This is a genomic window from Pseudomonas sp. NPDC087615, assembly GCF_044743445.1.
GTDB lineage: Bacteria > Pseudomonadota > Gammaproteobacteria > Pseudomonadales > Pseudomonadaceae > Aquipseudomonas > Aquipseudomonas baetica_A.
The window spans coordinates 59,846-79,124 of sequence record NZ_JBIUWM010000020.1; the positions used below are offsets into that span (position 1 = coordinate 59,846).

Consider the following 19,279-nt stretch of genomic DNA (forward strand, 5'->3'; position numbering starts at 1 on the left):
CTCAACTCGAGGGTGGTGTCTGCCCCAACGGCACCACTGCCATGGTCAAGCGCGAGACACAACTGGCCTTGCCTTCATCGCTGGTCAGTCGAATATCCCAGACATGCGTGGTGCGACCGATATGAATCGGCTTGGCCACAGCCGTCACCCGGCCACTGCGCAAACCACGCAAATGGTTGGCGTTGATCTCAAGCCCCACGCAATAAAACTGGCTGGCATCGATACACAAATAACTGGCCATAGAACCGACAGTTTCAGCCAGCACCACCGAGGCGCCACCGTGCAGCAGGCCGTAAGGCTGGTGGGTGCGATGGTCGATGACCATGCTCGCGGTCAGTGATTGTTCGTCGAACGCCTCGAAACGGATATCCAGCACTTCGCCGATGGTGTTTTTCTGGATTGCGTTCAACTGCTCGATGTCGGGAGTGGTGCGCCACAGGCTCATCACAGACTTCCTTTGTTGTTTTAGTGGTCGCTCAATCCTGCCACAGCACCGCCTCGCTGCGCTCGCTCCATTCTTCGAAGCGCGCGCCGTAGGTGTCTTCGATGACGTTGCGTTTGATTTTCAGGGTCGGCGTGAGAAACCCGTTCTCCACCGCCCAACTGTCCTTGACCACCACCAGTCGACGCAGGCGCTCGTGCTTGTCGAGCACCGCGTTGACCTCCTCCAGCAGTTTTTCCAGGCTCGAATGCAGACTCGCCCGCCCCTCTTCCTGATTGACAATGGAGAGCACGCACAAGCCCAGCGGCGCGCTCAAACCATCGCCCACCACGCAGACCTGTTCGATACGCGAATGCACCGCCAGCCGATTTTCGATCGGCGCCGGAGCCACATATTTGCCTTTACTGGTCTTGAAGATCTCCTTGAGTCGACCGGTCAGGCGCAGGCGCCCTTCGGCATCCTGCTCGCCCTTGTCGCCGGTGCGCAGAAAACCGTCCTCGGTGATCGTTTCGGCGGTTTTCTGCGGTTCCTTGAAATAGCCGAGCATGTTCGCCTGACTGCGTACCTGCACTTCACCGGACTCATCGATACGCACTTCAACATCCGGGCACGGTTTGCCGATCCAGCCCTGCTTGTATTGACCCGGCAGGCAGATGTGCGAATAGCCGCAGCTCTCGGTCATGCCGTAGACCTCCAGTACGTCGAGCCCGAGCTTCTGATACCACGTAAGCAAGGTTTGCGGCACTGGCGCGGCGCCCGACAGGGCGACGCGCAAGGCATCCAGCCCGAGGCCAGCGAGCACTTTGTGCCCGACCCGCTTGCCGATGAACGGCAGGCCGAGGAGCAAATCCAGACGCTTTGCCGGGATCTTGCTGTAGACACCCATCTGGAATTTGGTCCAGATTCGCGGCACACCGAACATTGCGGTCGGGCGCGCACGCTGCAAGTCAGTGATAAAAGTCTCGAGGCTTTCGGCAAAGAACACCGTCTGCCCGGTGTAGATCGACGCCAACTCTACAAACATCCGCTCGGCGACGTGGCACAGCGGCAGGTAGGAGAGCAATCGATCATGCTCGTTAAGCCCGAATAACTGCGTGCCATGGGTCGTCGCAAACCCGAGATTGGCGAAGCTGTGCATCACGCCTTTGGGCAGGCCGGTGGTGCCGGAGGTGTAGATGATGGTCGCCAGTTGCTCGGCGGCAGGACGCGGGTCGTCCTGGATCGGTGAGCGGCGTTGCAGGTCGGCCCATCTGAAATCGAAGTCGCCGATCGGATGCAGCGGCAGGCTGATCGTGGGCAGACCCGCCGGCATGCCCTTGGACATGCCCGACCAGTCATCGAGTTTGCCGATAAACGCCAACACACTTTCCGAGTGATTGAGCACCTGAGCCACGGAGTCGGCGGTCAGGTTGGGATACAGCGGCACAGAGACGTGCCCGGCCATCCAGATGGCGAGATCGGCGATGATCCAGTGCGCGCAGTTTTTCGAGATCAGCGCGATGTGGCTGCCCTGCGGCAACTCGCGCGCTCGCAGCCAATGCGCGGCGCAGCGGGCCTGATGGCCGACGTCGGCCCAGGTCAGCGTTTCGACCTGCCCGCCCCCGATTGGCTGTACAAGGAAGCGCTGGCGCGGATGCCGTGCCTCGCGTTCGTAAAACACGTCCAGCGGCAAACGGAATGCGGCAGACATGCGACTCGCTCCTGTTTTTTGGGTCTGGAGCAAGCGTAGTCAACCAAGCAAGTGCTTGGTTGGAAAGTTCACACAAATAATTTCCAACGACACAGAGAAAATATGGGAGCAGCCTGCTCGCGAATGCAGGGTGTCAGGCACATAAGTTGTGAATGACACTCCGCTTTCGCGAGCAGGCTCGCTCCCACAAAGGGATCAGCGTTATGGATGCTTGAGGCTATTGAGGGTCATCGAGCCGATCAGCAGTTCAGGACTCTCCAGCTCAGCCAAACCCGCCGTACTGACCTTCTCCGGCGGATACCCGGCGCCGTGCTGCAAATAGCTGAGCAAATTGCCCACCAGCGGGTTATGGCTGACCAGCAGCACATTGCTCACCGAAACCAGTTGATCGGTGACCTTGTCCGGGTCGACCTCCGGCGTCAACCACTCGACCGTGTGAATCGGCGGCTCGAAACCCAGCGCCTCACGGACAATCTGCGCGGTCTGTTGCGCGCGCAGATAGGGGCTGGCGTAGATCGCGGTCAGCGGCTGGCCCATCAGTCGGGCGGCACTGCTCAAGGCTTCCTGGCGGCCATGCTCGGTGAGCTCCCGCTCCGCATCGGGGCACGTGCCATAAGGCACGGCTTCACCGTGACGCAATACCCAGAGCTTCATAGTTTGGGTTCCTCATCTCTGGCCGGATGCGGGGCTGGCGGCACGGCGTGCGGCGCTTCACCTTCGGGGGTGCGCGGTGCAGGCCAATCGGCGAACGGCCATGGTTTCTGGTCGCTGTGAAAGCTGCCGAAACGGCCGATCTGTGCCAGAAACTGGCTCAGGCTGTCGCCGAAATTCATCAGGCCGGCGCTCGGAGCGCCATAGATCAAACGATAGATCAGTTGCACCAGCACCACTGCGCCAAGGATGAACTGCGCCACTTGCCAGACCAGCACGTAAATAATCATCCACAACACCCGCAGGAGGATGGACTCGTACTTTGTGTCGGTTTTTGGATCGTTCATAGGTCGTTCCCTGCTGATTCAGTTAAAACCACTGGTGGAAATAAAGTCGACGTCGGTTTTCGGCTCGGCCCGCATCAACAACGCGATGACCTGATCCAGCGTGCGCCCTTCGAACAGAATGGCGTGCAGCCCGGCGACCAGCGGCATGTACACACCCACCTCCTGGGATTTGGCCTTGAGCACTTTCAAGGTATTTACCCCTTCGGCAACTTCACCGAGGCGCGACACGGCTTCGTCGAGGCTCAGCCCCTGGCCGAGGGCGAAACCGACCTGATAGTTGCGGCTCTTGGGCGACGAACAGGTCACGATCAGGTCACCGACGCCGGCCAGACCGAGGAAGGTCATGGGGTTGGCACCCTGATTCACCGCAAACCGGGTCATCTCGGCCAGGGCCCGGGTGATCAGCATGCTCTTGGTGTTCTCGCCCATCTCAAGAGCCACCGCCATGCCGGCGATGATCGCATAAACGTTTTTCAACGCCCCGCCCAGCTCGACACCGAAACGGTCGGCGCTGGCGTACACGCGGAAGGTGCGGCCATGCAGCGCGGCTTGCACTTGTTTGCACAGGTCTTCGTCTTCACTGGCGACCACGGTGGCGGTCAGTGCGTGCTCGGCGATTTCCCGCGCCAGATTCGGCCCGGACAACACGCCGATGCGCGCTTGCGCAGCGATCTCTTCGAGGATCTGGCTCATCAGTTTGAAGGTGTGGGCTTCGATACCCTTGGTCAGGCTGACCAGCATTTTGCCGCTCAAGCGCTCGGCGTGGGCAGCCAGAACCGTGCGCAACGCGCTGGACGGCAGGGCGACAAAGCACAAATCACAGGCATCGAGGGTGGCTTGCAGGTCGGTGACGGCGGTCACGCCCGGCAGAATCTTGATGCCTTTGAGGTAACGCGGGTTTTCGCGATTGACCCGGATGGCCTCGGCCTGCTCGGGGTCACGCATCCACTGCAAGACTTGATGGCCGTTCTCGGCCAGAAGATTGGCCACGGCGGTACCAAAACTTCCGCCTCCCAGGACCGCAATCGGGCGCTGTTCAGTCATATGCAATCCGTTAATCCATACCAGTGGCGATGTCGGCATTATACGGGGCGACCCCGTCGCGGCCAGCCCCCGCGTCAATTACCGATACTTGTAGGAAGAAGACCAACAAAACCTAGGAAAATGCCTATAACGTGACTGGAAAAGTCGCTGCCCTCGGTTAACATGCCCGCCAATTCTTCGCTCTATAGGCTGTGTCGTGCTCTTTGCTTCTCCCTCATCGCGCTCGTCCCTGTTGCTCGCGCTGTTGTTCAGCCCGGTCGTGCAGGCAGATGACCTGTTCATGGACAGCGAGTCGCTACCGCAGGTGCTGACGGCCACACGCCTTAAACAGACACCGGCGCAAGTGCCGGGAAGCATGACCGTTCTCGACAGCGAATTGATCAACGCCAGCGGCGCCCGCGACATCAGCGAACTGCTGCGCCTGGTGCCCGGGATGATGGTCGGCAACGTCAGCGGCAATCAGGCTGTGGTCAATTACCATGGCACCAACGCCAGCGAAGCACGGCGCATGCAGGTGTTGATCGACGGCCGCTCGGTTTACCGCGCGGGGCTGGCCACGGTGGACTGGAGCGATATTCCGGTGGCCATGGAAGACATTGAGCGCATCGAAGTCTTCCGAGGCCCGAACACTGTCAGCTACGGCGCCAATGCACTGATGGCGGTCGTCAACATCATCACGCGCCACCCGGCGAACAGCCACGGCACACGGCTGAAGATCAGTCGAGGCCAGCGCGGTATCAACGATTTCTATGCCCGCCAGGGCACGAACTGGAATGGCGGCGACCTGCGCCTGTCGCTGTCAGGTCAAGAAGACGACGGCTTCGACAGCGATCGCACGGGTGCGGACTATCGTGACAGCCGCCGCTTGAGCCGTTTCAGTCTCGCGGTCAGTCATACCCTCAACGACAGCCAGAGCCTCGACTGGCAGGTCAACGCGAAGGACGGCACCAACCAGCGGCCCTATACCTACCGACCGGTGTTCTCAGGGATTACGGACGCGGGGAACAACTCCGACGTGGTGGCCAAGGACTACGCCGGGTCGGTGCGCTGGAATCTCGACATCAATCCCGAACACAGCCTTTATGTACAAGGATCGGCGCAGCACTGGGATCGTCAGCAAACCTGGCGCGCTTGCGACGCCGAAGTATCGTTCAGCCCGGAATTGACGCAGCTGTGGCAACTTGACCCCAATTACACCGAGCGCCTGGCGCGCAACATCACCCGGTTCACCGGCCCCGGCGCCGAGCCCGGCAGCCCGCAGAAAATGGCGCTGGCCAATCGGGCACTCGATCAGTGGCGCAACGGCGCCAGTCGAACCCTGTGCGGTGACATCGACCAGAGTGCCCGGGAATCGCGTTACGACCTCGAATTGCAGGACACCCTCAGCCTGTCCGACAGCCTGCGCCTGGTCAGCGGCATGAACTATCGTTACGACCGGGCCGATTCCGAGACCTACTTCAACGGCACGCTGGATGACACCACTTGGCGCGCCTTCGGCCAACTGGAATGGCGCGCGACCGAACACTGGCTGTTGCAGGGCGGTGCAATGTTCGAAGACACGCAACTGATCGGCAGTTCGCTGACCCCGCGCTTCGCGATCAACTACCTGATCAACCCGCGCCATGGTCTGCGTGCGGTCTACTCGGAGGCGATCCGCTCGCCGGACATGTTCGAGAACAACGTCAACTGGAGCTATCAGGTGACCAACCTGCGGCCCTCGGCGTACGGTCAGTCGTCAGCGCGTTATTTCGTCAAGACCCGTGGCCCCGGCGATCTCGATCAGGAACACATGCGCTCGCGTGAACTGGGCTACAACGGCTATTTCGCAGAGTGGGGACTGGCACTGGATGTGAAGCTGTTCTACGACGAAATCACCGGGATGATCAGCGAGCCGTTGCGCAACAACCAATACATCGCCAGCAATGCCAACAGCTCACGTTTTCGCGGCACCGAAACCCAACTCGACTGGCGCGTGAGCAGGGTCGACCGCTTGCGTTTCACTTACGCCTACGTCGACGCCCAAGCGAGCAATCCGCTGGATCAGCAATTCACCTCGCGCAACAGCGGTTCGGCCGGTTGGCTGCGCGACTGGGGCCAAGGCTGGAACAGCGCCCTCTTCTATTACGGCGACAACTCGCTCAACGGCTATCGCTTTGAACGGGTCGACACGCGGATCGCCAAACGCATCCCACTGGGCAAAGCCCAACTGCAACTGGCCGGCGTGCTGCAACAGCGCCTTGATCACGAGCCAACTACGTTCGTCGACAACCAATACGACGAACGCCGGGTGATGTACTTCAGCGCCGAGTTGGAGTTCTAGGATGCGCCACGGCCTGTCACGGAAGACGCCAACCCTTGGCCACTGCCTGGCCGGGCTGTGCCTGTTTCTGGCCCTGTGGCTGCACGGCATGGCAGTGCAAGCGGCCGATATTCTGCTCACGGGGGCTGAAGAAAGTCCCGGCGTGCAGGCTTTCGTTCAGGCACTCAGCGAGTTGCGTCCAACCGACAGTGTGCGTTTCCAGCCGCTGGTCAGTCTGCCGGTACCGGGAAAATTACCTACCAGCCTGCGCCTGATTCTGCTCGATCTGCCAAGCCTCGACTGGCGCCTGCAAGACTCAAAGGGCCCGCCAACGCTGGTGCTGCGTATAAGCCGCGTGCAAGCACATCAGCGTTTCGGCTCGGCACAACCGTCGCAACTGAGTCTGCTGTGGAGTGATCCGCCACTAGGCCGTCAATTGCAGTTGATCCGGCGGATGCTGCCGCAGGCGCGCAGGGTCGGCGTATTGTTCAACCCGCACAGCGAATTCCTGCTCAAGGAACTGCGCCTGACCGCTCAGTCGCTGAATCTGCAAATCGTCAGCCAACGCTGGGACAACACCCACGACAACCGCCCCCTGCAAGCAGTACTGAAAAACAGCGACGTGCTGCTGGGCCTCGACGATCCTGATCTGTACAACCCGAAAACCGCGAAAAACCTGCTGCTCAGCAGTTACTCGCAGCAAGTGGCGCTGGTGGGACCCAACGTTGCGTTCGTCCGCGCCGGCAGCCTGGTCAGCACCTACAGCGATCAGAGCGACTGGCTGGCGGTGCTCGACCAACTGCTCGACCAGCCGCCGGGCAATTGGCCGCGAACGCTCTACCCCAAACGTTTTAAAGTCTCAAGTAATGCGCAGGTGGCTCGTTCCCTTGGGATCGAACCGTTAAATGACGCGTCAGTCGCCAGAGCGTTGGCTGAAGGAGAAAGCCGCCCATGAGTTTCCGTCGCCGTTGGGACATCAACACCCGCACCCAGTTGATCAGCCTGGGCCCGGCGCTGTTGCTGACCTTGTTGTTGATCAGCTTTTTTACCTTCGTGCGCATTCAGGATTTGCGCCAGGAGCTGAACCACACCGGCCAATTGATCGCCAACCAACTGGCGCCCGCCACCGAGTACGGGGTGATTTCCGGCAATAACGAAGTGTTGGAGAGCCTGCTCAAAGCCTCGCTGGCAACCCCCAACGTGCGCTTTATCGAAGTGCAGGACAGTGCCAACCGGATTCTGGTCTACGTCGAGCAACCGGCGAATGTCCATAGCCGTGCGCATCAGGTCGAAGTTTTTCAAGCGCCGGTAAGGCTGCAACGGATCGCCCTGCACAATGATTTTTTCCAGGACACCAAAGTCAGCAATGGCGCGGCCAACGAGGATTATCTGGGGCGAGTGATCGTCGGTCTGTCCAACGATGCCTTCAGTCAGCGTCAGCAGGAAATCCTGCTCAAGGCCGGGATTCTGGCGCTGTTTGCCCTGCTCTTCACCTTCATCGTCGCGCGGCGCCTGGCGGGCAGCCTGTCGCGGCCGATTCGCGATATCGGCAATGCGGTCAAGGCGATTCAGGAAGGCGACTATAAAACGCCGCTACCGATTGTCGACGACACCGAACTGGGCGCCCTGTCGCAGCACATCAACAACCTCGCTCAGGCGCTGGAACAGGCCAGTCGTGAACAGCATCAAGCCATGGCCCAACTGATCCAGACCCGTGAGGAAGCGGAAAAGGCCAACAGCGCCAAATCCGATTTCCTGGCGATGATGAGCCATGAACTGCGCACCCCCATGAACGGCGTGCTGGGCATGTTGCAATTGCTCGAAACCACCGACATGACCGAGGAGCAGGTCGAGTACGCCGCGCTTGCCTCGGAGTCCACCGAACACCTGCTCAAGGTCATCAACGACATTCTCGACTTCTCGCGCATCGAGCGTTCGGAACTGGAACTGGAGCACATCCCGTTCAATCTCGCCGAACTCATCGCAGCCTGCGCCCAGTCGTTCCAGCACAGCGCGGTGCAGCGTGGCCTGGCGCTCAACCTGCGGGTTCCCGAAGACATGCGCGGTTTGCAGGTACAGGGCGATCCGACGCGGATCCGGCAGATTCTGGTCAACCTGGTCGGCAACGCCTTGAAATTCACTGAACAGGGTCGGGTCAGCATCGAGGCGCAGTGGCAGTCACTGGATCACGAACTGCTGTGGTTCACCTGTTCGGTGCGCGACAGCGGCATCGGCATTTCGTCCGAGAGCCTGGAGTTGATGTTCAACGCCTTCCAGCAGGCCGACAGTTCTATTTCAAGGCGTTACGGCGGCACCGGCCTCGGCCTGCCGATTGCCCGTACCCTCGCCGAGCGCATGGGCGGGACATTGCGCGCGCAGAGCGAGGAAGGTCGTGGCTCGGTGTTCACCCTGGAAATTCCGCTGGCTCTTTATAAGCAGGCGTTGCCTCAACTGACCGCGCCACGCGCATTGAACAGCAGCGGTCACGGCGAGGGGCGTCATGTGTTGCTCGTGGAAGACAATCCGGTTAACCAAACCGTGATTGAAGCGATGCTGCGCAGTTTGGGCTTTACTGTCAGTGTTGCCACCGATGGCGCACAAGCGGTGCAAAATGCCGAAGCAAGCGATTTCGAAATGATTCTCATGGATTGCCGTCTGCCGATCATTGATGGCTACGAAGCGACCCGGCAGATTCGCCGCTTGCCCGGACGCAACGCGGTGCCGATCATCGCATTGACCGCCAACGCCTTGCAGGGTGACCGGGAGGCCTGCCTGTCGGCGGGCATGAACGATTATCTGGCGAAGCCGTTCAAACGCAATGACCTACAGCAGATTCTGCAGCGCTGGGTGTCGTAGTGACGGCTTTTCGACCATCTGCGACTGGCGTGAAAAGCGAAAGTGCGGCAGTCTTAGGCACCCGAACGAGCCTCAAAAGGGGCTTGAATAAAAATTTCAGTGCACAAGTGTACATTCATGTCCTTGGTGCTGTGACTTTCACCACAACGCAATAGTCTATGAGTAGGCTGCCGGTTCGAGGCATGAACGCTTCGAACGGTCGGGAAGATTTGCCCCACCTGCCGCATGGGATTATTGAGGAGCTCGCATGACCAAACAAAACGCCTTTACTCTGGAAGATCTGCTGCGCTGCAGTCGCGGTGAGCTGTTCGGCCCAGGTAACGCGCAACTGCCCGCCCCGAACATGCTGATGGTGGATCGAATCACCCTGATCAGCGAAGAAGGCGGCAAGTACGGCAAAGGTGAATTGGTCGCCGAACTGGATATCAATCCTGACCTGTGGTTCTTCGCTTGCCACTTCGAAGGTGATCCGGTGATGCCGGGCTGCCTCGGTCTGGATGCCATGTGGCAACTGGTCGGTTTCTTCCTGGGCTGGCAAGGCCTGCCGGGCCGCGGCCGTGCGCTGGGTTCGGGCGAAGTGAAATTCTTCGGCCAGGTGCTGCCGACCGCCAAGAAAGTCACCTACAACATTCATATCAAACGCGTCCTCAAGGGCAAGCTGAACCTGGCCATTGCCGATGGTTCGGTCAGTGTCGATGGCCGCGAAATCTACACCGCCGAAGGCCTCCGGGTCGGCGTGTTCACTTCCACTGAAAACTTCTAAGGGTTATCCGCATGCGCCGCGTCGTTATCACTGGTCTGGGCATTGTTTCGTGCCTGGGCAATGACAAAGAGACCGTCTCCGCTAACCTGCGTGCAAGCCGCCCTGGCATCCGGTTCAACCCGGAATATGCCGAAATGGGTCTGCGTAGCCAGGTTTCCGGCTCCATCGACCTCAACCTTGAAGAGCTGATCGATCGCAAGATCTATCGCTTCGTCGGCCACGCAGCGGCATACGCCTACCTGGCCATGAAAGACGCTATCGCTGACTCTGGCCTGACCGAAGAGCAAGTGTCCAACCCGCGTACCGGTCTGATCGCCGGTTCCGGTGGTGCTTCCACGCTGAACCAGATGGAAGCGCTGGACATCCTGCGCGAGAAAGGCGTTAAGCGCGTTGGCCCATACCGCGTCACGAGGACCATGAGCAGCACCGTTTCCGCTTGCCTGGCCACGCCCTTCAAGATCAAGGGCCTGAACTACTCCATCGCTTCTGCCTGCGCCACCAGTGCTCACTGCATCGGTACCGCCATGGAACAGATCCAGATGGGCAAGCAAGACATCGTCTTCGCCGGTGGCGGTGAAGAAGAGCATTGGAGCCAGTCGTTCCTGTTCGACGCGATGGGCGCCCTGTCCAGCAAGCGCAACGACACCCCGCAACAAGCCTCCCGTGCGTACGACGCTGACCGTGACGGTTTCGTCATCGCTGGCGGTGGTGGCATGGTCGTGGTTGAAGAGCTGGAACACGCTCTGGCCCGTGGCGCGAAAATCTACGCCGAAATCGTTGGCTACGGCGCGACGTCCGACGGCTACGACATGGTCGCTCCAAGCGGCGAAGGCGCGATCCGCTGCATGCAAATGGCGATGTCCACCGTTGATACCCCGATCGACTACCTGAACACCCACGGCACTTCGACTCCGGTCGGTGACGTCGCGGAAATGAAAGGTGTGCGTGAAGTGTTCGGCGACAAGGCACCTGCCATCAGCTCGACCAAGAGCCTGTCCGGTCACTCCCTGGGCGCCGCCGGCGTTCACGAAGCGATCTACTGCATGCTGATGATGGAAGGCAACTTCATTGCCGGTTCCGCCAACATCGACGAGCTGGACCCAGAAGTGGCCGATATGCCGGTGCTGACCAAGACCCGTGAGAACGCCACCATCAACACCGTGATGAGCAACAGCTTCGGCTTCGGCGGCACCAATGCCACGCTGGTACTGAAGCGCTGGGAAGGCAAGTAATTCCCCGCTGCTGAGCCACACATGAAAACGCCCCGACTGGTTCGGGGCGTTTTTTTTGGCCTGAAGGAAATGGCAGTTACACCGTAAAACCCGGTGGGAGCGAGCCTGCTCGCTCCCACAAGTGGGCTTGCGGAGCTTCTGAAAATGAAACTTCTGTCATGCAACTTCCCACCCTGCGACCGAATGTCGCGGTTTTAGCGGCCTCCAGCACTGTTGCAGAATTCGCAACTATACCTTGCACGAATCAGCCGTTTACTTAGCAAACTAACAAATCATATAAAAGAGTCCTGCACACGCCTTGCTGCAGATAACTTGAGATTTGGAGCTAGCAGATGACTGTAAAAGTAACTGAACGCGACGATTCACACATGTCCCATGAAGGCGTAGCCGCCGGTGTACGAATCTGGGATGTGCATCAACAAGACTTGCTGGTCGGCATGTTCCACAACGAAATCGATGCCCACAACTACAAGGCCGAACTGGAACTGCAAGAACAGCAACGGGATTTGCGAACCGCCTGAACCACCCACAGCATTGAAAACGACAAACCCCGCCATGGCGGGGTTTGTCGTAGTGACAGCTTTACCGATTTACCACATCAGATCATCAGGGATCTGGTAGGCCGCGTACGGATCGTCCTCGGTAATGACCTCTTCGGTCTGTACGTTGAGCTGAACGATGCGCTGCGGATCGCGCTCCTGGATCTTCAGGGCCGCTTCACGAGGGATCACTTCATAGCCGCCGGCATGGTGCACGATCGCCAGCGAACCGCTGCTGAGCTTGTTGCGCATCAGCGTGTTGACCGAGAGGCGCTTGACCTTCTTGTCGTCGACGAAGTTGTAGTAGTCCTCGGTGGTCAGCTTCGGCAGACGCGAGACTTCGATCAACTGCTTGACCTGTGCCGCACGCGCCTTGGCCTCGGCTTTTTCTTTCTGCTGACGATTCAGCTCCTGGTCACGCTTGACCTTCTCGGCCATGGCTTCCTGAGCGGCACGCTGCTGCGAGTCATCCAGCTCGACCTGACCTTTGTGGGCCAGACGCTGCTGCTTCTGCTTGTCCTTGCTGACCTGCTTGGCCTGCTTTTGGTTGACCAGCCCTGCTTTGAGCAACTGATCGCGAAGGGAAATACTCATGGTGCTTACTCACTTGGGCAGTTGCTCAGCCGCAGCTGGGCAAATTCTTTTCCTGGCGTTTGGCTTCACCCCAGAGGGCGTCCAACTCTTCGAGGGTGCAATCTTCCATGGGACGGTGGGTGTCGCGCAATGCCTGTTCGATAAAACGGAAACGTCTTTCAAACTTGCCGTTGGCACCACGCAGTGCGGTTTCCGGATCGACCTTCAGATGCCGGGCCAGATTGACCACGGAAAACAGTAGATCACCGATCTCGTCAGCCACCGCGGCGGGATCGTTTTCAGACATGGCTTCAAGCACTTCATCGAGCTCTTCACGCACCTTGTCGAGCACCGGCAAGGCGTCTGGCCAGTCGAAGCCGACCTGCCCCGCACGCTTTTGCAATTTGGCTGAGCGTGACAGCGCAGGCAGCGTCGCCGGTACGTCATCAAGCAGCGACAGTTGCTCTGGCGCAGCGGATTTCTCGGCGCGCTCTTGCGCCTTGATCTCCTCCCAGCGCTGCTTGACTTGCTCTTCACTCAAACGCGGTACGTCGAGCGGCGCATATAGATCGCCGGTGGGGAAGACGTGGGGATGACGGCGGATCAGCTTGCGGGTGATGCTGTCGATCACCCCGGCAAACTCGAATCGCCCCTCCTCCCGTGCAAGCTGGCTGTAATACACCACTTGGAACAACAGATCGCCCAACTCGCCCTGCAAGTGATCGAAGTCGCCACGCTCGATGGCGTCGGCCACTTCGTAGGCTTCTTCGAGGGTGTGCGGGACGATGGTTGCATAGGTTTGCTTGATGTCCCACGGGCAGCCGTACTGCGGATCGCGCAGGCGACTCATCAGGTGGAGCAGGTCTTCAAGGCTGTACATCATTTATCTCTCACCACAAAACCCATGTGGGAGCGGGCTTGCTCACGAATACGGTGTGTCAGCAACAATGATGTCGACTGAGACGCCCTTTTCGCGAGCCAACCCGCTCCCACAGTTGATCGGCGTTGGTCTTCACGGAGTACGGTTACGCCGCGTTTCGATGATGTTCGGCAACTGCGAAATCCGCCCCAGCAACCGCCCCAACGCATCCAGACCCGGAATCTCGATGGTCAGGGACATCAGTGCGGTGTTGTCCTCCTTGTTCGAGCGGGTGTTGACCGCCAGCACGTTGATCCGCTCGTTGAGCAATATCTGCGAAACGTCTCGCAGCAGACCGGACCGGTCGTAGGCACGGATGACGATGTCCACCGGATAGGTGAGCACCGGCACCGGCCCCCAACTGACCTGGATGATCCGCTCAGGCTCGCGCCCGCCCAGTTGCAGCACCGAGGCGCAGTCCTGGCGGTGAATGCTCACGCCACGGCCCTGAGTGATGTAACCGACAATCGCATCGCCCGGCAGCGGCTGGCAGCAACCGGCCATCTGCGTCATCAGGTTGCCGACGCCCTGGATCTGTATGTCGCCGCGCTTGCCCGGCTTGTAGCCAGTGGCTTTGCGCGGGATCAGCTCCAGTTGTTCGTTGCCGCGTTCCGGCTCGACCAGTTGCTGCGCCAGGTTGACCAGTTGCGCCAAACGCAAATCGCCAGCACCGAGGGCGGCGAACATGTCTTCGGCGGTTTTCATGTTGGCCTTGTCCGCCAACTTGTCGAAATCCACCGCAGGCAGCCCCAGACGCGCGAGTTCGCGCTCGATCAGGGTTTTGCCCGCCGCAACGTTCTGATCACGGGCCTGCAACTTGAACCAGTGAACAATCTTGGCCCGAGCACGGGAAGTGGTGACGTACCCCAGGTTCGAGTTCAGCCAGTCGCGACTCGGCGTCCCGTGCTTGCTGGTGATGATCTCGACCTGCTCACCGGTTTGCAGGCTGTAGTTGAGCGGTACGATGCGCCCGTTGATCTTCGCGCCACGGCAGTTGTGACCGATTTCCGTGTGCACGCGGTAAGCGAAGTCCAGCGGCGTCGCGCCTTTGGGCAAGTCGATGGCGTGACCGTCGGGGGTGAAGATGTAGACCCGGTCCGGCTCGATATCGACGCGCAGTTGTTCGGCCAAGCCCCCGATATCGCCCAGTTCTTCATGCCACTCGAGCACCTGACGCAGCCAGGAGATCTTCTCTTCGTAGTGATTGGAGCCGGATTTGACGTCGGTGCCCTTGTAGCGCCAATGCGCGCAGACGCCGAGTTCGGCTTCTTCGTGCATGGAATGGGTGCGGATCTGCACCTCCAGCACCTTGCCTTCCGGGCCGATCACTGCGGTGTGCAACGAGCGGTAGCCGTTCTCTTTCGGGTTGGCGATGTAGTCGTCGAACTCTTTCGGAATGTGCCGCCACAGGGTGTGGACGATGCCGAGCGCGGTATAGCAATCGCGCATTTCCGGTACCAGCACGCGCACCGCACGCACGTCGTAGATCTGGCTGAATTCCAGACCCTTGCGCTGCATTTTGCGCCAGATCGAATAGATGTGTTTGGCTCGGCCGCTGATGTCGGCGTCGACACCCGTGGCCTGCAATTCGTCTTTGAGCTGGGTCATCACGTCGGCGATGAAACGCTCGCGATCCAGCCGTCGCTCGTGGAGCAACTTGGCGATCTGTTTGTATTGATCGGGTTCCAGGTAGCGGAAGGACAAGTCCTCCAGCTCCCATTTGATATGACCGATGCCGAGCCGGTGCGCGAGCGGCGCATAGATGTCGAAGACTTCCCGGGCGACACGGTTACGCTTCTCATCGTCGGCGGTTTTCACCGCGCGGATTGCGCAGGTCCGTTCGGCCAGTTTGATCAGGGCAACGCGCACGTCGTCGACCATTGCCACGAGCATCTTGCGCAGGTTTTCCACCTGACCTTGCGCCCCCATGACCATCGACTGGCGCGGGCTCAGACTGGCGCTGATGGCGGCCATGCGCTGCACGCCGTCAATCAGTTTGGCGACCACCGGACCGAAGCGCTGGCTGACGGCTGCGAGTTCGATCTGGCCTTCGCGCACACCGCGATACAAGACCGCAGCGACCAGCGAATCCTGATCGAGCTTGAGGTCGGCAAGGATCTCGGCGATCTCAAGCCCGGTGCGGAAACTGCCGGAGCCCTCGGCCCACAGATTCTTGGCGGCGTTGGACTGTTGTTCAGCCTCGCGAGCGAACTCGCAGGCTTCTTTCAAGGCTTCGCGATCCAGTGCCAGATCGACACTGACCGCGTGATCGAGCCAAGCCTCGAGATTGATACTGCCGTCATTGTTGATCGGCTGGTGTGCTCTCACCTGTACCATCTTGCTTTACCTTCCCTACGACGCAGATTCAATGCGTCAAATCGCTGGTCTTCTATGCCCCTGGGCACTCGCGGGGCTAACGCGAGCGCGTCACGGACAGACCGGACGGATCAGACGAGCCATCCTGGCTCGCTTCAAATAACGCCATGGCTTCGACATGTGCCGTCTGAGGAAACATATCGAGAATCCCGGCACGTTTTAACCGGTAGCCCTGCTTGATCAATTCGACCGTATCGCGCGCCAGCGTTGCCGGGTTGCACGACACATACACCAACCGCTTGGCACCCAGGGTCGCGAGCTTGCGCACCACCTCGAAAGCACCGTCACGCGGTGGGTCCAAGAGTACCGCAGAAAAGCCGCTTCCGATCCACTGAGCATCGGTCAAAGGCTGGGATAAATCGGCTTGAAAAAACTTTGTGTTATGCAAATTGTTACTAGCGGCGTTCGCGGCGGCACGCTCGACCATGGTCTGCACGCCTTCGACCGCCACCACTTCGCGCACGGTTCTGGCCAGCGGCAAAGCGAAGTTGCCCAAGCCGCAGAACAGATCCAGCACACGCTCTTCGCTCGTCGGTTTCAGCCAATCCAGCGCCTGCGCAACCATCGCTTCGTTAACACCGGCGTTGACCTGAATGAAATCCCCCGGCCGGTAAGCCAGATCAAGCCCCCATTGTGCCAGGCGATAACCCAGCGACTGGTTCGCATCAATCGGTTGCGGCCCGCCTTCGCCATGCAGCCACAATTGCGCTTCATGGAATTGGCAGAAATCCTTGAGGATCGTCATATCCGCTTCCGACAGCGGCGCCATGTGCCGCAGCAACACCGCCAGCGATGAACCGCTGAACAACTCGATATGGCCCAGCGCTTGCGGTTTGCTCAAACGACGGAGCATCTGCGGCAAAGAAGTCATGATCGGCTGCAAGGGCTGTACCAGCACCGGGCATTCACTGATCGCGACAATGTCCTGACTGCCGGCAGCACGGAAACCCACCTCAAGTTGCTTCGCTTTGATGTCCCAGCGCACGGCAATACGGGCGCGACGGCGATAGCCGAACTCGGGGCCGGTCAACGGGATCGCCCACTCTTGCGGTTCGACACCGGCGACCTTCGATAATTGCTCGGCGAGCATGCGCTGTTTCAGGGCAAGCTGTTCGCTGTGGGGCAAATGCTGGACGCTGCAACCGCCACAACGGCCCGCGTGCTGACACGGCGCCGGGCGGCGCAACTCGCTGGCCTTGAACACGCGTTCGGTACGCGCCTCGACCACTTTACCGTGGGCGCCGAGCACCCGCGCCTCGACCTCTTCACCGGCGAGGGCGCCGAGGACGAACCAGGTGCGGCCTTCGAAAAACGCGATGCCGCGACCGTCATTGGCCAGACGCTCGATGTTCAAGCGCTGTTTTTTGCCGGTCGGGATTTGCGGGGCCTTGCTGCCACCCGTGGGCTGGAAGCGCAGGCCTCTCTCGTGTTTGGCCATCAGTTGGGCGCGTCGAAAATGCCGGTCGACAGGTAACGGTCGCCACGGTCACAGATGATCGCGACGATCACCGCGTTTTCAACTTCTTGGGACAGACGCAGCATCGCTGCCACCGCGCCACCCGAGGACACGCCACAGAAGATGCCTTCTTCGCGGGCCAGACGACGGGTCACGTCCTCGGCTTCGCTTTGTGCCATGTCGACGATGCGGTCGACGCGGTCAGCCTGATAGATCTTCGGCAGGTATTCCTGCGGCCAGCGACGGATGCCGGGAATGGCCGAGCCTTCCATCGGTTGCAGACCGACGATCTGCACGTTGTCGTTCTGCTCTTTCAAGTAGCGCGACACGCCCATGATGGTGCCGGTTGTGCCCATAGAGCTGACGAAATGAGTGATGCTGCCCTGGGTCTGACGCCAGATTTCCGGACCGGTGGTGGTGTAGTGGGCTTCAGGATTGTCACCGTTGGCGAACTGATCGAGCACCTTGCCACGGCCTTCGGCTTCCATGCGCTGGGCGAGATCGCGAGCACCTTCCATGCCTTCTTCCTGGCTGACCAGAATCAGCTCGGCACCGTAGGCGGTCATGGCCGCTTTGCGCTCGGCGCTGGAATTGTCCGGCATGATCAGGATCATTTTGTAACCCTTGATCGCTGCAGCCATGGCCAGAGCGATCCCGGTGTTGCCCGAGGTCGCTTCGATCAGCGTGTCGCCGGCGTGGATCTGCCCGCGCAACTCGGCACGGGTGATCATCGACAGCGCCGGACGGTCCTTGACCGAACCCGCCGGGTTATTCCCTTCGAGCTTGAGCAATAGGGTGTTGCTGGTGGCTCCGGGCAGGCGCTGCAAACGCACCAGCGGAGTGTTGCCGACGCAATCGGCGATGGTTGGGTACTGCAAGGTCATGGCGTATTCGCAATCCAGACGTGCGGGGGCGCCTATCATACCGGCAAACCCGCGCAGGCCATATCACGCAAAGTGCGGTGCTTATGGTTTATGGGAATAAGGAAACGCTAGTCCGTGTTTTCTGCGTGCGCCGTATCCAATACATAAAACTCGTGCAGTTTGGCTTGCAACAATTGTTTATCCGGCAAGCACGTTTGGTATTCAGCAATCAAGGCAGGCGAAAGGCTGCGATTAAGGGCGTACTCGACGACCTCGTCCTCTTTGCTGGCACAGAGCAGCACACCGATGGCCGGGTTTTCGTGGGGCTTGCGGACAGTGCGATCCAGCGCCTCCAGATAAAAATCCAGCTTGCCGAGGTACTCTGGTTCAAAGCGCCCAACCTTGAGTTCGATGGCCACCAAACAGTTGAGCCCACGGTGAAAGAAGAGCAAATCGAGCGCGAAATCCCGACTGCCGACTTGCAGGGGGTATTGAGAGCCAACAAAGCAGAAGTCGCGACCAAGCTCGGTCAGGAACGCCTTCAGTCGCCTCAGCAATCCCAGGTGCAGATCGGTCTCGGCATGGACGCCGGGCAAGTCGAGAAATTCGACCATGTAGGCGTCGCGAAATATCTCCAGTGCTGCTGGGTGAGCTTGCTTTAAAGCAGCAGATGCCTTCGCCGGATCGGTGACACTTCGTTCGAACAGCGCTGCCTTGAATTGGCGCTCCAGTTCGCGCTTCGACCATTTTTCCTGAACCGCCATTTTCAGGTAGAACTCCCGCTCTTCCGGGCGTTTGCTTTGGCCGAAAATGATCACGTTGTGCGACCAGGATAATAGTCGCGCCAGTGGCGCGACTTTTTCTTCGCAGCGATAAATTTCATAAAACTGGCGCATACGAAATAGATTGGACCGGGTAAAACCTCGCAGTCCCGGTTGGGTCAGAGCCAAATGTTCAGCCAATTGACCAACCACTGAATCCCCCCACTCCGCCCGCTCAATCTTGCGACTGATATGTGCACCGACCTGCCAATACAGCTCAATCAGTTGTGTATTGACGGTCTGCAGGCCTGGTGCCTGGCACTGTTGATCAGCGCTAACACTTCGTTAAAACGATCGCCATCCGAGATACCGGTAACGCTGGAGGCATTCATGCGCAATTCCTTGAAGATGAGGTGAAGCGCGAGCTTAAACGCTCAACGAACCTTCAAATGACCGCCGATCCTGCTT

The 19,279-nt window shown here is 59.6% G+C and carries 16 protein-coding genes and 1 pseudogene; 6 read left to right on the top strand and 11 right to left on the bottom strand.

Annotated features, from left to right (window positions below; genetic code table 11):
- Position 1: 1 nt before the first annotated feature.
- From ACIOU6_RS12400 to ACIOU6_RS12420, 5 genes are all read right to left on the bottom strand, one after another.
- On the bottom strand, positions 2-445 hold the full coding sequence (locus ACIOU6_RS12400) for a hotdog fold thioesterase (protein WP_221732999.1): 444 nt from the start codon (positions 443-445) through the stop codon (positions 2-4).
- Positions 446-476: 31 nt separating this feature from the next.
- A complete protein-coding gene (locus tag ACIOU6_RS12405; protein ID WP_401136558.1) occupies positions 477-2,132 on the bottom strand; it encodes an AMP-binding protein in 1,656 nt (551 codons plus the stop codon).
- A gap of 201 nt (positions 2,133-2,333) precedes the next feature.
- Entirely contained in the window at positions 2,334-2,786 is a 453-nt protein-coding gene (gene sixA / locus ACIOU6_RS12410) for a phosphohistidine phosphatase SixA (protein WP_401136561.1), read from the bottom strand.
- On the bottom strand, positions 2,783-3,130 hold the full coding sequence (locus tag ACIOU6_RS12415) for a DUF4389 domain-containing protein (protein WP_221733002.1): 348 nt from the start codon (positions 3,128-3,130) through the stop codon (positions 2,783-2,785). The genes sixA and ACIOU6_RS12415 overlap by 4 nt, the downstream gene beginning before the upstream one ends.
- Before the next feature lie 18 nt (positions 3,131-3,148).
- Positions 3,149-4,174, bottom strand: coding sequence for an NAD(P)H-dependent glycerol-3-phosphate dehydrogenase (locus tag ACIOU6_RS12420; protein WP_221733003.1), 1,026 nt, complete (start codon positions 4,172-4,174; stop codon positions 3,149-3,151).
- 196 nt (positions 4,175-4,370) lie between these two features.
- Here ACIOU6_RS12420 and ACIOU6_RS12425 point away from each other — a divergent pair, with 196 nt between their 5' ends.
- The 6 genes from ACIOU6_RS12425 (at position 4,371) to ACIOU6_RS12450 (ending at position 11,845) form a co-directional block, all read left to right on the top strand.
- Complete coding sequence (locus ACIOU6_RS12425) at positions 4,371-6,494, top strand: TonB-dependent receptor plug domain-containing protein (RefSeq protein ID WP_401136564.1); 2,124 nt, start codon at positions 4,371-4,373, stop codon at positions 6,492-6,494.
- 1 nt (position 6,495) lies between these two features.
- Complete coding sequence (locus tag ACIOU6_RS12430; protein WP_221733005.1) at positions 6,496-7,428, top strand: ABC transporter substrate-binding protein; 933 nt, start codon at positions 6,496-6,498, stop codon at positions 7,426-7,428.
- On the top strand, positions 7,425-9,329 hold the full coding sequence (locus tag ACIOU6_RS12435) for a response regulator (protein WP_401136567.1): 1,905 nt from the start codon (positions 7,425-7,427) through the stop codon (positions 9,327-9,329). The genes ACIOU6_RS12430 and ACIOU6_RS12435 overlap by 4 nt, the downstream gene beginning before the upstream one ends.
- 247 nt (positions 9,330-9,576) lie before the next feature.
- Entirely contained in the window at positions 9,577-10,092 is a 516-nt protein-coding gene (gene fabA, locus ACIOU6_RS12440; protein WP_401136570.1) for a 3-hydroxyacyl-[acyl-carrier-protein] dehydratase FabA, read from the top strand.
- 11 nt (positions 10,093-10,103) lie between these two features.
- Positions 10,104-11,324, top strand: a complete 1,221-nt coding sequence (fabB, locus tag ACIOU6_RS12445; RefSeq protein ID WP_221733008.1) for a beta-ketoacyl-ACP synthase I — start codon at positions 10,104-10,106, stop codon at positions 11,322-11,324.
- A gap of 332 nt (positions 11,325-11,656) precedes the next feature.
- Entirely contained in the window at positions 11,657-11,845 is a 189-nt protein-coding gene (locus ACIOU6_RS12450) for a hypothetical protein (protein ID WP_221733009.1), read from the top strand.
- Positions 11,846-11,914: 69 nt separating this feature from the next.
- Here ACIOU6_RS12450 and ACIOU6_RS12455 read toward each other — a convergent pair whose 3' ends face one another.
- The 6 genes and pseudogenes from ACIOU6_RS12455 to ACIOU6_RS12480 form a co-directional block, all read right to left on the bottom strand.
- The gene (locus ACIOU6_RS12455) at positions 11,915-12,457 is read right to left on the bottom strand and encodes a DUF2058 domain-containing protein (RefSeq protein WP_221733010.1); all 543 of its coding nucleotides are present in this window, start codon (positions 12,455-12,457) and stop codon (positions 11,915-11,917) included.
- 25 nt (positions 12,458-12,482) lie between these two features.
- On the bottom strand, positions 12,483-13,316 hold the full coding sequence (gene mazG / locus ACIOU6_RS12460) for a nucleoside triphosphate pyrophosphohydrolase (protein ID WP_401136607.1): 834 nt from the start codon (positions 13,314-13,316) through the stop codon (positions 12,483-12,485).
- A 132-nt stretch (positions 13,317-13,448) separates the two neighbouring features.
- Positions 13,449-15,692, bottom strand: coding sequence for a GTP diphosphokinase (gene relA, locus ACIOU6_RS12465; RefSeq protein ID WP_221733011.1), 2,244 nt, complete (start codon positions 15,690-15,692; stop codon positions 13,449-13,451).
- A 76-nt stretch (positions 15,693-15,768) separates the two neighbouring features.
- The gene (gene rlmD, locus ACIOU6_RS12470) at positions 15,769-17,169 is read right to left on the bottom strand and encodes a 23S rRNA (uracil(1939)-C(5))-methyltransferase RlmD (RefSeq protein WP_401136574.1); all 1,401 of its coding nucleotides are present in this window, start codon (positions 17,167-17,169) and stop codon (positions 15,769-15,771) included.
- Entirely contained in the window at positions 17,169-18,071 is a 903-nt protein-coding gene (cysM, locus tag ACIOU6_RS12475) for a cysteine synthase CysM (protein WP_221733057.1), read from the bottom strand. The genes rlmD and cysM overlap by 1 nt, the downstream gene beginning before the upstream one ends.
- 107 nt (positions 18,072-18,178) lie before the next feature.
- Positions 18,179-19,203, bottom strand: a pseudogene (locus ACIOU6_RS12480) (YhcG family protein).
- Between the last annotated feature and the right edge of the window lie 76 nt (positions 19,204-19,279).

Coding starts and splice junctions, on each gene's coding strand:
- ACIOU6_RS12400 (WP_221732999.1), bottom strand. CDS start 445: ATGAGCCTGTGGCGCACCACTCCCGACATCGAGCAGTTGAACGCAATC.
- ACIOU6_RS12405 (WP_401136558.1), bottom strand. CDS start 2,132: ATGTCTGCCGCATTCCGTTTGCCGCTGGACGTGTTTTACGAACGCGAG.
- sixA (WP_401136561.1), bottom strand. CDS start 2,786: ATGAAGCTCTGGGTATTGCGTCACGGTGAAGCCGTGCCTTATGGCACG.
- ACIOU6_RS12415 (WP_221733002.1), bottom strand. CDS start 3,130: ATGAACGATCCAAAAACCGACACAAAGTACGAGTCCATCCTCCTGCGG.
- ACIOU6_RS12420 (WP_221733003.1), bottom strand. CDS start 4,174: ATGACTGAACAGCGCCCGATTGCGGTCCTGGGAGGCGGAAGTTTTGGT.
- ACIOU6_RS12430 (WP_221733005.1), top strand. CDS start 6,496: ATGCGCCACGGCCTGTCACGGAAGACGCCAACCCTTGGCCACTGCCTG.
- ACIOU6_RS12435 (WP_401136567.1), top strand. CDS start 7,425: ATGAGTTTCCGTCGCCGTTGGGACATCAACACCCGCACCCAGTTGATC.
- fabA (WP_401136570.1), top strand. CDS start 9,577: ATGACCAAACAAAACGCCTTTACTCTGGAAGATCTGCTGCGCTGCAGT.
- fabB (WP_221733008.1), top strand. CDS start 10,104: ATGCGCCGCGTCGTTATCACTGGTCTGGGCATTGTTTCGTGCCTGGGC.
- ACIOU6_RS12450 (WP_221733009.1), top strand. CDS start 11,657: ATGACTGTAAAAGTAACTGAACGCGACGATTCACACATGTCCCATGAA.
- ACIOU6_RS12455 (WP_221733010.1), bottom strand. CDS start 12,457: ATGAGTATTTCCCTTCGCGATCAGTTGCTCAAAGCAGGGCTGGTCAAC.
- mazG (WP_401136607.1), bottom strand. CDS start 13,316: ATGTACAGCCTTGAAGACCTGCTCCACCTGATGAGTCGCCTGCGCGAT.
- relA (WP_221733011.1), bottom strand. CDS start 15,692: ATGGTACAGGTGAGAGCACACCAGCCGATCAACAATGACGGCAGTATC.
- rlmD (WP_401136574.1), bottom strand. CDS start 17,169: ATGGCCAAACACGAGAGAGGCCTGCGCTTCCAGCCCACGGGTGGCAGC.
- cysM (WP_221733057.1), bottom strand. CDS start 18,071: ATGACCTTGCAGTACCCAACCATCGCCGATTGCGTCGGCAACACTCCG.